Annotated in this window: 18 protein-coding genes and 1 pseudogene; 7 read left to right on the top strand and 12 right to left on the bottom strand. The window is 43.8% G+C overall.

Annotation, left to right across the window (positions count from 1 at the left end; translation table 11 throughout):
* Nucleotides 1-74: 74 nt before the first annotated feature.
* From LX59_RS06210 to LX59_RS16065, 3 genes are all read left to right on the top strand, one after another.
* The gene (locus LX59_RS06210; protein ID WP_144570977.1) at nucleotides 75-350 is read left to right on the top strand and encodes a BrnT family toxin; all 276 of its coding nucleotides are present in this window, start codon (nucleotides 75-77) and stop codon (nucleotides 348-350) included.
* Nucleotides 331-558 carry a type II toxin-antitoxin system BrnA family antitoxin gene (brnA, locus tag LX59_RS06205; protein ID WP_144570976.1) on the top strand — a complete coding sequence of 76 codons (228 nt, stop codon included), beginning with the start codon at nucleotides 331-333 and terminating at the stop codon, nucleotides 556-558. The genes LX59_RS06210 and brnA overlap by 20 nt, the downstream gene beginning before the upstream one ends.
* Before the next feature lie 216 nt (nucleotides 559-774).
* On the top strand, nucleotides 775-906 hold the full coding sequence (locus LX59_RS16065; protein WP_281284837.1) for a hypothetical protein: 132 nt from the start codon (nucleotides 775-777) through the stop codon (nucleotides 904-906).
* A gap of 66 nt (nucleotides 907-972) precedes the next feature.
* Here the strand turns inward: LX59_RS16065 and LX59_RS06200 are convergent, their stop codons facing one another.
* The 6 genes and pseudogenes from LX59_RS06200 to LX59_RS06180 all read right to left on the bottom strand — a co-directional run bounded on the left by LX59_RS06200 (nucleotide 973) and on the right by LX59_RS06180 (nucleotide 4248).
* A complete protein-coding gene (locus LX59_RS06200; RefSeq protein ID WP_144570975.1) occupies nucleotides 973-2175 on the bottom strand; it encodes an isoprenylcysteine carboxylmethyltransferase family protein in 1203 nt (400 codons plus the stop codon).
* A complete protein-coding gene (locus tag LX59_RS06195; protein WP_246118690.1) occupies nucleotides 2176-2562 on the bottom strand; it encodes a pilin in 387 nt (128 codons plus the stop codon).
* A pseudogene (locus LX59_RS16130) lies at nucleotides 2563-2646 on the bottom strand (prepilin-type N-terminal cleavage/methylation domain-containing protein); the annotation flags it as partial.
* Between the two features lie 73 nt (nucleotides 2647-2719).
* Nucleotides 2720-3289, bottom strand: coding sequence for a pilin (locus LX59_RS06190; RefSeq protein WP_281284836.1), 570 nt, complete (start codon nucleotides 3287-3289; stop codon nucleotides 2720-2722).
* A 345-nt stretch (nucleotides 3290-3634) separates the two neighbouring features.
* Nucleotides 3635-3928, bottom strand: a complete 294-nt coding sequence (locus LX59_RS06185; RefSeq protein ID WP_144570974.1) for a helix-turn-helix domain-containing protein — start codon at nucleotides 3926-3928, stop codon at nucleotides 3635-3637.
* A complete protein-coding gene (locus tag LX59_RS06180) occupies nucleotides 3925-4248 on the bottom strand; it encodes a type II toxin-antitoxin system RelE/ParE family toxin (RefSeq protein ID WP_144570973.1) in 324 nt (107 codons plus the stop codon). Before LX59_RS06180 ends, LX59_RS06185 begins: the two co-directional genes overlap by 4 nt.
* A gap of 93 nt (nucleotides 4249-4341) precedes the next feature.
* Here LX59_RS06180 and LX59_RS06175 point away from each other — a divergent pair, with 93 nt between their 5' ends.
* Nucleotides 4342-4617, top strand: a complete 276-nt coding sequence (locus LX59_RS06175; protein ID WP_144570972.1) for a HigA family addiction module antitoxin — start codon at nucleotides 4342-4344, stop codon at nucleotides 4615-4617.
* 29 nt (nucleotides 4618-4646) lie between these two features.
* On the opposite strand, the gene LX59_RS06170 is transcribed toward LX59_RS06175, so the two are convergent.
* The 6 genes from LX59_RS06170 to LX59_RS06145 all read right to left on the bottom strand — a co-directional run bounded on the left by LX59_RS06170 (nucleotide 4647) and on the right by LX59_RS06145 (nucleotide 9269).
* Nucleotides 4647-4862 (bottom strand): hypothetical protein, encoded by a 216-nt coding sequence (locus tag LX59_RS06170; protein WP_144570971.1) that lies wholly within the window; start codon nucleotides 4860-4862, stop codon nucleotides 4647-4649.
* Nucleotides 4863-4943: 81 nt separating this feature from the next.
* On the bottom strand, nucleotides 4944-7109 hold the full coding sequence (locus LX59_RS06165; RefSeq protein ID WP_144570970.1) for a hypothetical protein: 2166 nt from the start codon (nucleotides 7107-7109) through the stop codon (nucleotides 4944-4946).
* Between the two features lies 1 nt (nucleotide 7110).
* A complete protein-coding gene (locus tag LX59_RS06160) occupies nucleotides 7111-7941 on the bottom strand; it encodes a PilW family protein (protein ID WP_144570969.1) in 831 nt (276 codons plus the stop codon).
* Nucleotides 7934-8335 carry a hypothetical protein gene (locus tag LX59_RS06155; RefSeq protein WP_144570968.1) on the bottom strand — a complete coding sequence of 134 codons (402 nt, stop codon included), beginning with the start codon at nucleotides 8333-8335 and terminating at the stop codon, nucleotides 7934-7936. The genes LX59_RS06160 and LX59_RS06155 overlap by 8 nt, the downstream gene beginning before the upstream one ends.
* Nucleotides 8332-8859: a pilus assembly FimT family protein gene (locus LX59_RS06150; protein ID WP_144570967.1), complete on the bottom strand. Its 528-nt coding sequence runs from the start codon at nucleotides 8857-8859 to the stop codon at nucleotides 8332-8334. The genes LX59_RS06155 and LX59_RS06150 overlap by 4 nt, the downstream gene beginning before the upstream one ends.
* Nucleotides 8853-9269, bottom strand: coding sequence for a type IV pilin protein (locus LX59_RS06145; protein WP_170234339.1), 417 nt, complete (start codon nucleotides 9267-9269; stop codon nucleotides 8853-8855). The genes LX59_RS06150 and LX59_RS06145 overlap by 7 nt, the downstream gene beginning before the upstream one ends.
* A gap of 274 nt (nucleotides 9270-9543) precedes the next feature.
* On the opposite strand from LX59_RS06145, the gene pilB reads away from it, so the two are divergent.
* From pilB to LX59_RS06130, 3 genes are read left to right on the top strand one after another with little or no spacing between them, the layout of a single operon-like run.
* A complete protein-coding gene (gene pilB / locus LX59_RS06140) occupies nucleotides 9544-11244 on the top strand; it encodes a type IV-A pilus assembly ATPase PilB (protein WP_144570966.1) in 1701 nt (566 codons plus the stop codon).
* 6 nt (nucleotides 11245-11250) lie between these two features.
* Entirely contained in the window at nucleotides 11251-12546 is a 1296-nt protein-coding gene (locus LX59_RS06135; protein ID WP_246118689.1) for a type II secretion system F family protein, read from the top strand.
* 1 nt (nucleotide 12547) lies between these two features.
* Nucleotides 12548-13417 carry a prepilin peptidase gene (locus tag LX59_RS06130; protein WP_144570965.1) on the top strand — a complete coding sequence of 290 codons (870 nt, stop codon included), beginning with the start codon at nucleotides 12548-12550 and terminating at the stop codon, nucleotides 13415-13417.

Genomic DNA, 13417 nt, shown 5'->3' with positions numbered 1-13417 from the left:
ATTGCATGTCCCGTCGACTACGGTGTAAATTTTATACACCCTAAATTAAATAAATTAGGTATATTTTTTATACCATGAAGTACCATTTCGAATTTGATAGACATAAGAGTCAGTCAAATGAAGCCAAGCATGGCATTGATTTTATCGAGGCCCAGTGCCTATGGGACGATCCAGATATTCTGGAGATTCCAGCCAAGTCTTTGGATGAGCCAAGATGGTTGGTCATTGGGCGTATTAGGGGCAAACATTGGTCGGCTGTGGTCACTTACCGCCAGAGCAGTATTCGTATTATTTCCGTACGTCGTTCCCGAATAGAAGAGGCTGCACTCTATGAACGCGACCGATTTTGATTGCCTGTTTGATGAAGGTGAAGATATCACTGAGCATCTTGACCTTGCTAAAGCGCGGCGTTTAAAGCACGACCAGAAGCGAATTAACGTAGATATTCCTCTGTGGATGATTGAATCTTTAGATCGTGAAGCCAGCCGCCTTGGGGTAACGCGCCAATCTATTATTAAGGTGTGGTTAGCGGAACGGTTAGAGCAGCAGGGCCGATAACTCCCAGTAAACAGTAAAAATGCCTGTGATTGCTCTTCGATGAACTCAGGGCGGGCTCAGAATTGAGGGCAAGGTTTTATGTTCAGCCTGTAGTTTTCCCCGCCCTGAGCTTGTCGAAGGGGCGTTGGGTGGTCGTTAATAGTTTCTGACTTCGGTTGCAGCCAGTATTACGGAGCTGAAAAATCCGATGATTTACTGCGGTTAGCGGAGTTAGTCTTGGGTGTTTTGGGTGTCATTGCTACAGCGGCGGCCTTTATTACCGAAATCCAAGTATTGTGGACGATTGGGCCGGGCTTGTTTGGGGCAGGCGTGGCGCTGTTTGTACTGTTTGGGAAGCATCAGGGGTAGGAGTTATTTCAGAGATAGAGGAAGAGATTTTAAGCTCTTCCTTGTTATATAGCATATTTATATTTATTAATTTAAGTTTTGTTTTGCTTTAAAAGATAATAGACTTCTGATTCTTGCTAGTAATCCATGTTTTTCAATATGGCTATAATATTCAGCATATTCTGGAAATTTTAATAAATGCCTTTCCTCGGTTTTTGCCCTTAAATAATATATTCCAGATACAAAAGTTAATGCGAGAGTGTTTCTAAGTATATCTAAACTAGAGTTTCCAATGAATGGAACGGTATAAACCCACCAGTAAATATTTTTACATATATATGCTGGGTGCTTGCTGAGTGCATAGGGGCCATGTGATACAAGCCCTCTCCAGCTTAAATTAGAAAATTTGGATCCGAAGGAGACAGTGGATGCCCAATATCCAATCCAAGTTATTACTATTACTAAGGCCACTATCCAGTATGAAAAATCAGATGGAGTCAGCCAATTGCTCCAAATAATGTCGTCTGTTTGAGCTTTTGCGGCAAGTATTAAGCTAATAAATGGTGGGTAGCATATTAAGCATACTAACCAACCATCCCATGTATCATCTACACTTTTTATTTGATTTCTAAATATTGGTGAAGCTAATAAATATCCAATAGAGCCAAATATTAAATCTACCGTAAGTCCTGCAAGGAACAACCAGTGTAAAATTTGCTCAATAGAAAGTTTAGGAGTAATTTCTACTAATTGAGTTAGTGTTGATATAGTTCCTGAATACATAAAGGGAATAAATAATATTTTTATCATCCATGATAGGGTGAAAATTTTTTGCTCTGACCATAGCCATTTCTTTTTTTTCAAAATTACTCGGCCAAGATTGTAATATCCATCATCTGGATTAATTAGTCGTTTATCTACTTGTTCAATATATATATAGGTCAATATTATTAAAACTGGAAATATTACCGCTAAGTCTATAGTGAATATTGTTCCGAAACCAAACCCCAGTAATTGGATGATGGTTTGGTAAACTAACATTATTAGCATCAATATTGATATTGCAAATAACTTACATCGGAGCCTATAGTAAACTTTGCGGGTTTTCTTTGTGTATGTTTTGTTTGTATTATTTTTGTTTTTTGTTAATAAATATACTGAGGAAAATATAATTACTAAAAAGAATACTATCCTTGCAATAATCTCCGAAGATATAACACTCGTTGGAGAAAAAATAGGTACAGTGAAAGCAAGAATACCTGAAGCTATAACCAGAAAGGCAGTATTCATTTAATTTTGTAAGCTGCTTACACAATTCTTAGGTTTTATTGTTTCATCTAGGTTTGTATTGCATGTCCATTGTCCAGTGTAGGCATCTGGTGCATCACTGAAAGTGCGGGTCAACTGTATTGTTTTTCCATTTATTTTAACTCCTCCCTTTAACATGCAGTTGATGTTAGCAAGCCCATTGGAGGCAGTTACACTAACTGAAATTGAAGAGCAGATTTTATTTTTATTAAGTCCTACTTTATTGAGTGTTAAAGTATCTGATCCTGAAATATCATTATTTAGTCCCTCCAATATTTTCAAGTCAATCGTTGTTTTAGCTGGAGATATTTCGCTTAATCCAGCTAATGCCTGAGCTCTATAGATGTAATTTTGATATTGGTTAATCACTATAGCACCTAAAATACTAATGATTGATATTGTAATAGTTAGCTCTAGTAGACTAAATCCGTAGTGTTTTTTTTTATAGCACATATATAGTTACTAGCTTCAAAAAGGCTACTATATTTATACATAATAGCCTTTTGTTTAGTTTTATTTTTTAATCTTAACTACCACTAGTAGTGGTAGTGCTGCCACCAGTGCTACTTGTAGTACTGCTTGTAGTGCTACTTGTCGCTGTACTTGCACAGCCACCGGGAACATAAGCTGACGCTACATTAGTAGAGCAAGTCCAATTTCCTTCAGCATCACGAGTCCAAGCTAGAGTTTTATCTTGTAATACAGCAGAAGCATTAGTGCCAAATTTAGCCGTTAAAACAGTACTTCCGGTACCCGCTAAAGTTGTGGGGGTAATACTAGGAATACTACCAACACCTGTAAGGGTTCTGCCTGCATCCAAATCCGTATTAGCATCCTCTTGGAGAAGGTTAGACAGTGTAACTCCAGGATTACAATTATCGGCAGCAGTACCAAATTCTAAACGACCTTCTAAAAGACAAGATTCAATTGCTGTTTTTAAGCTACCCGTTTCTGCCATCACTCGGCTAACTTGAGAGCGCGCTACATAGTTCTGATACTGTGGAATTGCCACAGCCGCCAAAATACCAATAATGGCAATTACAATCATCAGTTCAATCAGGGTAAAGCCCTGTTGTGCCTTGGGTGCATTCATCATTCACACTTCCTGTTTTGGGGGTTAAACAGCACTGATACGGTTATGGCTATTCAGCATCATTTGTGCCAATCGACTATTTAGGGTTGGTTTAGGCATTAAAGCAAGGGAAATCAGTAGCTAATACCAGTAGAAGCTTTAACCCTTTAAAGCGTATTGATTCAGGGCATGGCCTTAATCAGCATAAGGTGACGTTTTTGGTCAGTTTGTGCCCTAGATAGGGGGTTGTGGCGTTAGGCTGGGCGGCGGGGCTGTCTCTGTTGTTGTTTCTTCTTGGGTGTTTAGAGCGGTTGTGCTGTGAAGCCTTTGAGTTATCCCACCTTCTGCGGCACAAGCTCATGGTGCGAATCAAACAGACAACCGCACCTCTGGATGCAACCCCGCACGGCTGGCTAAGGTCAGCAGCATGTCTAAACTGAAGTCTTCCACTTTATGCTGAAACAAGCGGGAAACACGGGGCTGAGTAATACCCAACTGGCGCGCCGCTTCAGCCTGTGTCCAGCCCTGTGCTTTAAGGTGCTGCTGCATACGGATCATGACTTCAGTACGCAGTTTCATAATCTCCGCTTCAGCCGGATCAAAACCTAAGTCGGCAAAGACGTTGCCACTGCTGTCGATGATGCGGGTATCGTGCTCGTTCATGGCTTATCTCCAATGAGCTTGTAGCGCTTGGCCGCCAGATCAATGTCTGCCTTTGCGGTCTTTTGCGTTTTCTTTTGAAAGGCATGCAGTACATAGACCGCATCAACAAATTTGGCAACGTAGATCACCCGAAATGCGCCACTGGTATCTCGGTAGCGGATTTCATAGGCTCCAGCGCCCACTTCTTTCATGGGTTTAAAGTCGCTAGGTTCTGCACCGTACTGGATGGCCATCAGCTCAATACCTACTGCGTGCCGCACGGCTGTAGGCATTTCGCGTAGATCATCCAGACTGGAACCGATAAATTTAAGGGGCTTCATGCGTTATGATTATGCAAGTAGCTATATATTTATACAAGTTTTTGCATAGTTAATGGCTACTAGCGTAAGGTTAGTTGACCACTGAGGTATATCATGTTTAAAAATGGCATGCGCCCGATTCATCCCGGGGAAATTCTCAAGGAGGAATACCTAGAGCCTTTGGGGTTAAGTGCAGCAGCATTGGCCAGGGCTTTGCGTGTTTCTGCTCCCATCGTCAATGATGTGGTGCGGCAAACGCGAGGTGTTAGTGCTGATATGGCCCTTAGGTTGGCGGCTGCTTTGGGGACTTCGGCTCAGTTCTGGTTGAATCTGCAAGCCGCTTATGAGTTGCGTAAAGCCGAGGTTGAGCGCGGCGCGTACTGTGTTTGATCGCTAGAGTACAGATTGTAGTGACTGCGTTAGCCCCGCCTTCTACGCGCCCGCCGCGTCACTACCACAGCCAAATAAAACAAAACCCCCAACGCAGCCATTAAGGCCAGCCAGTGTGTCCATTCCCATTCTTCTAAAGGGGTGCGCCCAAAAATATGGATGATGGCGCGCAGTATGGCTTGGACTGTGCGCTCAATCAGATATACCAGAGGATCAATCAAATCACCTTGTAAGCTGGTCTGCATGGCGGGCTCCTTGTTGGTGCTGGGGGGGTCTTCCTAGGCTTCGGCAAGTTTCTAAGCTTGCCGAAGCCTAGGAAGAAGGCATTAGTAATACTGAGTCCACTTAATCTTGGCTTCTGCGGGAATAGAGTTGTTGGAGCCCGTATTATCTTCATCGGTAGAAGGAATATAAGTTTGATCTTTAGTTAGTTTTGAAACATCAATCAGTATTCCACCGTTATTAATGCTTGCACTACTGGCTTTATTTCCACCTACAGAAAGACCGCCATAAATGGTGACTAAGGCTCCGTTAGTTGCAATGCTTCCCCCTAAAATCACTGAGCCTGAAATAGTCCAACCACTCACCGATAAATCGGTATCTGTCATGATAGCGACATTGGCAATGGGAATGCCGGAATAAGTTCCGTTACTATCACTCCAAGTAGCAAAAACAGGAGGTGTTACGGACTTATCGCATAGATTAGAGGGATAAAAAGTTGCATTGCAAATAGTCTGTGGTGTCGCAAAGTTAGGTGCTACTAAGGGGCCGTGACCGCTACTGGTGAGTGTTATTTTTTGAGTTGATATGATGCTGTTATATAATGTTTTGGAGCCATCAACACCATCAACAGTGATTGGCCCTTCAAAAAATAATACTCCGGGAGGGAGTTTATAGATACCGTTTAAATTCCAGCCGGTGCTGGGCGTTGAGTTTCGTAAGCAATGATTGTTATACCAACCACACTGCATAAAATCTAAGCCGTTTATTGTTCTAATATCATCGGTTTTTAGATTATATGTCTTGGATATATCCATATTGTTAGAGTTTTGCTTTACGTTTTGTATTTTAAGCATGGGCGCATTAGTGGCGCTATCAAAGTAAAATACATAGTTTGCAGACTCCTTATAACTGGCAGCATCTACCGGAATTAACGTGATATTGCATAAAGGGATTCCAGGAAGTCCGGGAGAGGCATTACTGACTTGACGAGTTAAGTTATTGATAGCTCCAGAATAAACTTGATTACTGTTGTCTGTATTTCTAACTATTCCCGAAATTTTACTGGGGTTTTGAATTGTAGGTAAATTGCCATTGGCTCGAACATAAATATCAGCGCCACCGTTTAGTGTTCCTATGGTAGCACTGTTCATTTTAGCGGTATTGTGTGCATAGAGATAGGTATAGGTTCCACTCCAACCATCTAAAGTAAGCGTATTACCCCACAGTGTGTGTACGGTGCCTGTTAAAAAATTTAATACGCCGCCGTATATTGAGTCGTAACTGAGAGAAAAGGTATCAGGTAATGAATCGCTACCACTGATCAAAGTAGCTGAGTCATTTTTTTGTATATTACCATTAGCGTCAGTAGTGACTTTTGATAAATCAAGATAGTAGGTAGTGCTCTCTGAGTCATTGAGTGTAACTAATGCATTACCTGTACTATGAGGTATCACATAATTGCTTGTATTTAATTTTCCTCCAATAATGGCTGTGCCAATAGTTGTGGTTCCTGATTTAATGTTAGCTTTAAATGCACCGGACTTAATGTAGTTATAGCTACCACCGCTTTGACTGATATAAATATTTCTCCCTGATACTGATAAATTTTTAGGCTGGGACATGGAGGATATAGTGATGTCTCGTTCACTGAGTAGAACGGCATTATCAGCAACGCCGCCGCCGCTTAAAGAAATATCTTTCTTGATACAGCCGGAGGCTTTAGCCGTTGTTCCTCTACTGATACTTAAAGAGCCGGTTATGGAGAAGTTGGCCATATTTTCTCCATTAATCACTTGAAATGATCCACCGCTATAAGTCAGGTTTTCATTAAAAACCAGACCTGTAGTTAATGGTTTATAGGGGCTACTGGTGGATGTGGTCGTCAGCTCGTAAACAGCATTAATCGTTGAAGTGGTTTGAGCTTTGCTATCCGTAGCTGCATAGCCTGTGATACGAACGGCAACTTGGCATAACTTTGTATCTACATGGGTAACAGAAGCTTTGGAAACGTTTTTATTTTCGTAAAGTGGCTGTGTGTTACTTAATAATGTGGGTAAGTTAGCACAGCTTTGTGTGGATAAGTAGCGTCTTATAATTTCAACGCTATTCCAAGCTCTAAGTTGTGCTTGCGTGACCGCTTGTAGTCCAATTTGTCTTTCTTGGTGGCTGCGGATGCTCTGCATCATTCCTAATGAGGTAACAATAATTCCTAGGCCTATGAATAAAATGGCTAATAAAGTCGCAAATCCTTTTTGATGAGCGCTAGGCATATTATGTACTCTTTATATTAGGTAAGCAGGTTGAAAACTCTACGTTAATTGGAGTGTATGTCTTTTCTTCCTCTTCCTCTTCCTCTTCCTCTTCCTCTTCCTCCTCATATGCGTCTAAACTGCTGGGGGCTGTTAGAGTAATTTTAATACCCTGTTGGGTAGAGCTTTTGCCAAAGGGCCAGCAATTAGCGGGTTTTACCTCTTTTAGAAAGATAAATTCATTTATTCTTGTTGTATTTTTTCGTGCTTCAGAAGTTTTTTGATAGTTTGAGTCTAGCTCCTCAGTAATAATTTGCTCAGTATCCCAGACAAGAGTTTTGTAATCGGTTGCGATGGATTGGCAAGCCATCTCTTTTAATAGAGTTAGTCCATTATTGATTGCTATAAGGCCCGTACAGGTTGTGGATGTTCCATCTTTGCATATTTCGCTTCCACCTGAGTTAGCCAAAGAGCGTTTTTCCCATAAAATAGCAAATTGTTTTATGGGTTCTTCTATAGATAAGTTCAGCGGTGCTTTGTTAGTTGTAATCTTGCGCTCTGTGGATAGGGACACTTCATTTAAGATAAGCATATTGGTTTTATATTTAGCATCTGCAATACAAAATCCAGCGCTTTGGAGCTCAATTTGGGCTTTTAATAGACCTAAAGCATTTTCACTGTCTTGATTAGAGGTCTCTAAAGCGGTAATGGATACCTGTGCTAAGTTTTTATAAGCCGTAAGAGCTGCTAATAGGCATAGTGTAGAAATTAGTGTACTAATCATTAGGCTAATTAAAGACAGCCCCTTTATTTTTTGGCGGCTTAAAGAATAAATAGATTTTCTGTTAGTCATTGAACTCTCCCACTTCAAGAGTTCCACCAAAATAATTTAGATTGTCTATGGTTAGGGTAACTTCTTTAGGCAAGTTATCTATCTTAATGCCATTAACGGTAACGGATTGCTCTTTACAAATTGGGCTGATACTAAGCTTAACCTCTTTGTCAGGTATAGTTATGGTCTCGGAATCTCCAATACAGAGATTGACAGATATGTTCTCTTGACTGTCTTCTTTATAATTTAAGACTTCCCTCATTTTTATGACGGCTAGCCCTTTAGTTTTTATATCGCTTCTACTGCGCTCAACTTGAATGGCGGTATGCATTAGCCCTACCGCAAGAATGCTGATAAGAAGAGCTCCTACTAAAGACTCAATTAAAAAGCTACCTTTTTGCCCTTTTAGATTCATTTAATATCGACCTCAAGGCATAGAGGATCATTTTTACACGCGTCAGCGGTGCTTATGTTTGACTTTGATAGCGAAATTAATAATGGTGTATTTAATGATCCTGTGATACAGGTTTTATAGTTATTAATAAGGCTGCCCTTGTTATTAAAGGCCATACATTTAAAGTCGCTACCCTTAAAGGTTATTGAAAAACGATCAAGCACCTTTGCAAGGTCGTATTTTTCATTCTGACTACTCCAAACTACATGTAAGTTTGAGCAATCAGGATACTGCACCGAGAGCACTTTATCGACTAAGCATAAAGAAGCAGCCGAGTCATCTCCAAGGTATCCACCGGGATTTCTTATGGCAGTTGATTTGGTTTTTGAAATTCCAAGCTCTATTAAATGTTTAAGTTTTTTCTGCTCTGTTGAGTTATACCAAGATGCGTTCAGTGACGTGCCTAAATAGGCCATTAATCCGACAATGGCCATCACCACTAACAGCTCAATCAGCGTTAAGCCTTGTTGCTGCTTGGTTACCATGAGTCAATACCAGAACATCCCGATATTGTTTTTTCACTGTTTTTAATAATTAATGTGCAGCCAGATACACTACTGCTGGTTCCAGAAGCAGTGATAGAGTAAGTACTGGTGCTTGATACCAGTGTAAATGAAAAGTCTTTTTCGGAGGCAGCAGACCAACTGCTAAATAACTTCTGAATGGAGGCGGTATCTTCCAAATTTTTATCTTTTGGATACATTAATTTAAGTTGGTAGAAGTTCTCTAACACCAAACTGAGGGCTATTAAGTCTGCTTGGGCAGACCTTATTTTAGATTTTGTTATGTAACTATTATAAGATGGAATGGAAATTGAGGCTAAAATCCCGACAATCACTAGAGTGATTAAAACCTCCATAAGGGTGAAGCCCGGTGCGCGCTTTGTGAAGTTCATGTGTTTGTCCAATATCATATACATGGTTTACGCTTCACTGCGCCTTGATCTAATCTTCATCCTTCATTCAATACTATCGGCTTATTGATAAAATTTCTCTACATAGAGTCTCAAATTAGTTGTAAATTCTTGCTATAACAATGCATTTTTCAGGGGGATTTTCTCCTTTGTGTCGCTCCATAAAAACAGAGAAGCACTGTTGAAGGATGCCAACTTGCCCTAAACTCGGTTAGTGTGTGTCTATTGATACTCACTCTGTGCAGATTGACCCACTATGGCAAATAACGCGCTCGGCGGCTTGGCTCGACAACTGGTTCAGGCCGGACATTTGGATGAAGCTAAGGCGCTCTACTGTCAGGAACAGGCTAATCAAACCCAAACTCCCCTAATCAGCTATCTGGTGCAAAAGCGTCTGGTCAGCAGTCAGGTCATTATGGAGCTGGTGGCCCAGCAGTTCGGCCTGCCGTGCTTGGATTTGGATGCTTTAGACCTTACCCAAGTGCCTAAGGAGATTCTGACTGAAAAGCTGATGCGCCAGTATCACATTGCGCCCTTAAAGCTACGGGGACATACCCTCTATGTAGGAATTTCCGACCCCTTAGCGTTACAGAGTTTGACTAAGCTGCCGGTGAATGTAGGCATTACTTTAGAAGCCATTGCGGTACAAGAAGACAAGCTCAATGCACTGATTAACCGTCTGCACGAACCCAGCACAGAAGTCATGGTATTTGCGGAAAATGACCTAACCAGTGATTTAGACGAGCTGGATTTGGTCGAGGTTGAGGATGAGATACTGGATGAGCGCGCAGAAACGGATGGCCCGGTGATTCGTTTTGTGAATAAACTCTTGATTGAAGCGGTGCGCCGAGGGGCTTCTGACCTGCACTTTGAGCCCTATGAACATATGTACCGTGCGCGCTTTCGCATCGACGGACTGTTGCACGAAGTGGCGCGCCCCCCAGTACAGTTGATTGGCCGTATCAGCGCCCGCCTTAAAGTGATGTCGCGGCTGGATATTGCTGAAAAGCGCAGGCCACAGGACGGACGGATTAAGCTGCGGATTTCTAAGCAAGAAGCCATTGATTTCCGCGTCAGTACCTTGCCCACGCTTTGGGGCGAAAAGGTGGTGATGCGGATTTTGGACTCCTCCAGCGCCAAGTTAGGTATTGACGCTTTGGGCTATGAGGACGACCAAAAGCAGCTTTATTTACAAGCACTCAAACAACCGCAGGGCATGATTTTGGTCACGGGGCCAACGGGCTCGGGTAAGACCGTTTCCCTATACACGGGATTGAATATCCTTAATACAGCGGATGTAAATATCTCAACCATTGAAGATCCGGTTGAGATCAACATGGAGGGTATTAATCAGGTCAACGTCAACATTAAGCAGGGTATGGATTTTTCCAATGCACTGCGGGCTTTTTTGCGTCAAGACCCAGACATCATCATGGTGGGGGAGATCCGGGATTTAGAAACCGCTGAGATTGCCATTAAAGCCGCCCAAACGGGCCACCTAGTGCTGTCTACCCTACACACTAACAGCGCGGCGGAAACCCTAACCCGTCTGCATAATATGGGGATTGCTACCTTTAACATTGCCACCTCGGTGAGCTTGATTATTGCCCAGCGGTTGGCGCGCAAACTCTGCCCGCACTGTAAGCAGCCGGTAGACTTACCGCCCGAAGTATTGCGGGAGGAAGGCTTCTCTGAACAACAGATCGGAACCTTTACTGTATATGCTCCAGTAGGTTGTAACCGTTGCAGTGGCGGCTATAAAGGCCGAACCGGGATTTACGAAGTGGTGCGCGTAACACCCAGTTTGCAGCATTTAATTATGTCGGGCGCTAATTCTTTAGACATTAGCCAGCAGATGCGCGCTGAAGGGTTCCGTGATTTGCGTGCTTCGGGATTGCGTAAAGTGATGCAAGGCATCACCAGTTTGGAAGAAATGAATCGGGTCACCAAGGACTAAGTAAGCATGCAGCAAATGCCCCCGAGTTTGACTAAATCTAAGGCGCTTAAAGAACTCAAGGATAAGAAAAAGCCCACACCGCCTAAAAAACCCACGAAGGCGGCTCAGGTCTTTGTGTGGGAAGGGGTTGATCGCAAGGGGGTTAAGGTCAGCGGAGAAATGATGGGGATAGACGCTAACCTCATCAAGGCTAACCTGCGTCGCCAAGGGGTAAACCCGCAGAAAATCCGCAAAAAAAGCACGCCGTTGTTTAGTAAAAACCGGCGGATTAAGCCGATGGATATTGCGCTCTTTACCCGGCAGATGGCGACCATGCTGAAAGCCGGTGTGCCTTTGGTGCAGGCGTGCGACATCATCGCCGGTGGGTTTGAAAACCCACGCATGATTACCCTACTGGGTGAAATCAAGCAGGAGGTGGAGAGCGGAACCAGCTTTGCCAATGCCTTACGCACTAAGCCTGAGTATTTTGACGATCTGTATTGCAGCTTGGTGGAGTCCGGCGAGCAATCGGGTGCTCTGGAAACCCTAATGGATCGGGTGGCTACCCATAAAGAAAAAACCGAAGCCCTCAAGGCTAAGGTTAAAAAAGCCATGACTTACCCCATCGCGGTGGTGATAGTAGCGGTGATTGTGTCGGCTATTTTGCTGATTAAGGTTGTACCTCAGTTTGAGTCGGTGTTTCAGGGCTTTGGCGCGGACTTACCGGCCTTTACCCGCATGGTAATCAGTTTGTCCGAATGGCTTCAGGAGTGGTGGTTGCTCTTGTTACCCGCCATCGGCTTGAGCGTCTTTCTGTTTCAGCAGGCCTATCGGCGCTCCGAGGGTTTTCATAACTCGGTAGATCGGGCTTTGCTCAAGGCTCCTATTGTGGGCGATATTCTGCATAAATCGGCCATTGCGCGTTACGAGCGCACCTTAGCTACGACCTTTGCGGCAGGTGTTCCTTTGGTGGAGGCTTTAGATTCGGTTGGGGGGGTGGCGGGGAATATTGTCTTTCGCCAAGCGATCGACAAAATCCGCACCGATGTGGCTTCTGGGATGCAGCTCAATTACGCCATGCGGGCCACCAACCTATTCCCAGCTATGGCGGTGCAAATGACGGCTATTGGTGAAGAGTCGGGGGCTTTGGATGAAATGCTGGATAAGGCCGCCAGCTTTTACGAGGCCGAAGTGGATCACAAGGTCGATAACCTAACGACCCTGATGGAGCCTATGATTATGTCGGTGTTGGGCGTTTTGGTCGGTGGTTTGATCATTGCCATGTACTTACCGATTTTCCAGTTGGGTGGAGTGGTTGGCTAATATGGCAGTGTTGGATTTATTGGCTCAGTCTACCCCTTGGCTGATAGCAGTAACCCTGTTATTGGGCTTAATGGTGGGCAGTTTTCTGAATGTGTTGGTGTACCGCCTGCCTTTGATGATGCAACGCGAGTGGCGGATTCAAGCCCGAGAGATTTTAGATATGCCTGCTCAGGATGAGGGAGAGCCCTTTAACCTATGCTGGCCGGGTTCGCGCTGCCCGCACTGTGGGCACAGAATTCGTCTTTGGGAAAATATTCCGCTACTGAGCTGGCTGCTGTTGCGCGGACGTTGTTCCTCCTGCGCTGAGCCCATTAGCCTGCGCTACCCTTTGGTGGAACTGGCCTGTGGTCTGTTATCAGCGGGTTTAGCGGCTTACTTGGGCTGGGGTTGGCCTTTGTTATTGATGCTGGTACTGACGTGGGGGCTTTTGGCGTTAAGCTTAATCGACTGGGATCACCAGCTACTGCCCGACTCCTTGGTGCTGCCTTTGTTGTGGTTGGGTTTAGTGGCCAACGCCTTTGAAGTCTTTGTGCCATTTTCTGAAGCCTTTTGGGGGGCTGTGATTGGCTATCTATTGCTGTGGTCGGTGTATTGGTTGTTTAAGCTCATAACGGGCAAAGAAGGCATGGGGCAAGGTGATTTTAAGCTGTTGGCCTTGCTTGGAGCTTGGGGCGGCTGGCAAATACTGCCCTTAGTGATCCTGCTGTCCTCGTTAACCGGCAGTATTCTGGGCGTTGTATTGCTACGCTTAAGGGGGCAGGATCGTCATACCCCTTTTCCCTTTGGCCCCTTTCTCGCCATCGCCGGTTGGATTGCTGTGCTGTGGGGACAACCCATGACTGCGTTTTATTTTAATCTGGTGGGATTTTAA

The sequence above is a fragment of the Azomonas agilis genome (assembly GCF_007830255.1).
Classification (GTDB): domain Bacteria; phylum Pseudomonadota; class Gammaproteobacteria; order Pseudomonadales; family Pseudomonadaceae; genus Azomonas; species Azomonas agilis.
This window is presented reverse-complemented; position numbering and strand designations above follow the sequence as displayed.

Bases quoted from the DNA above. Each gene is read 5' to 3' on its own strand.
- LX59_RS06210 (WP_144570977.1), top strand. From the start codon at position 75: ATGAAGTACCATTTCGAATTTGATAGACATAAGAGTCAGTCAAATGAA.
- brnA (WP_144570976.1), top strand. From the start codon at position 331: ATGAACGCGACCGATTTTGATTGCCTGTTTGATGAAGGTGAAGATATC.
- LX59_RS06200 (WP_144570975.1), bottom strand. From the start codon at position 2,175: ATGAATACTGCCTTTCTGGTTATAGCTTCAGGTATTCTTGCTTTCACT.
- LX59_RS06190 (WP_281284836.1), bottom strand. From the start codon at position 3,289: ATGATGAATGCACCCAAGGCACAACAGGGCTTTACCCTGATTGAACTG.
- LX59_RS06185 (WP_144570974.1), bottom strand. From the start codon at position 3,928: ATGAACGAGCACGATACCCGCATCATCGACAGCAGTGGCAACGTCTTT.
- LX59_RS06180 (WP_144570973.1), bottom strand. From the start codon at position 4,248: ATGAAGCCCCTTAAATTTATCGGTTCCAGTCTGGATGATCTACGCGAA.
- LX59_RS06175 (WP_144570972.1), top strand. From the start codon at position 4,342: ATGTTTAAAAATGGCATGCGCCCGATTCATCCCGGGGAAATTCTCAAG.
- LX59_RS06170 (WP_144570971.1), bottom strand. From the start codon at position 4,862: ATGCAGACCAGCTTACAAGGTGATTTGATTGATCCTCTGGTATATCTG.
- LX59_RS06165 (WP_144570970.1), bottom strand. From the start codon at position 7,109: ATGCCTAGCGCTCATCAAAAAGGATTTGCGACTTTATTAGCCATTTTA.
- LX59_RS06160 (WP_144570969.1), bottom strand. From the start codon at position 7,941: ATGACTAACAGAAAATCTATTTATTCTTTAAGCCGCCAAAAAATAAAG.
- LX59_RS06155 (WP_144570968.1), bottom strand. From the start codon at position 8,335: ATGAATCTAAAAGGGCAAAAAGGTAGCTTTTTAATTGAGTCTTTAGTA.
- LX59_RS06150 (WP_144570967.1), bottom strand. From the start codon at position 8,859: ATGGTAACCAAGCAGCAACAAGGCTTAACGCTGATTGAGCTGTTAGTG.
- LX59_RS06145 (WP_170234339.1), bottom strand. From the start codon at position 9,269: ATGAACTTCACAAAGCGCGCACCGGGCTTCACCCTTATGGAGGTTTTA.
- pilB (WP_144570966.1), top strand. From the start codon at position 9,544: ATGGCAAATAACGCGCTCGGCGGCTTGGCTCGACAACTGGTTCAGGCC.
- LX59_RS06135 (WP_246118689.1), top strand. From the start codon at position 11,251: ATGCAGCAAATGCCCCCGAGTTTGACTAAATCTAAGGCGCTTAAAGAA.
- LX59_RS06130 (WP_144570965.1), top strand. From the start codon at position 12,548: ATGGCAGTGTTGGATTTATTGGCTCAGTCTACCCCTTGGCTGATAGCA.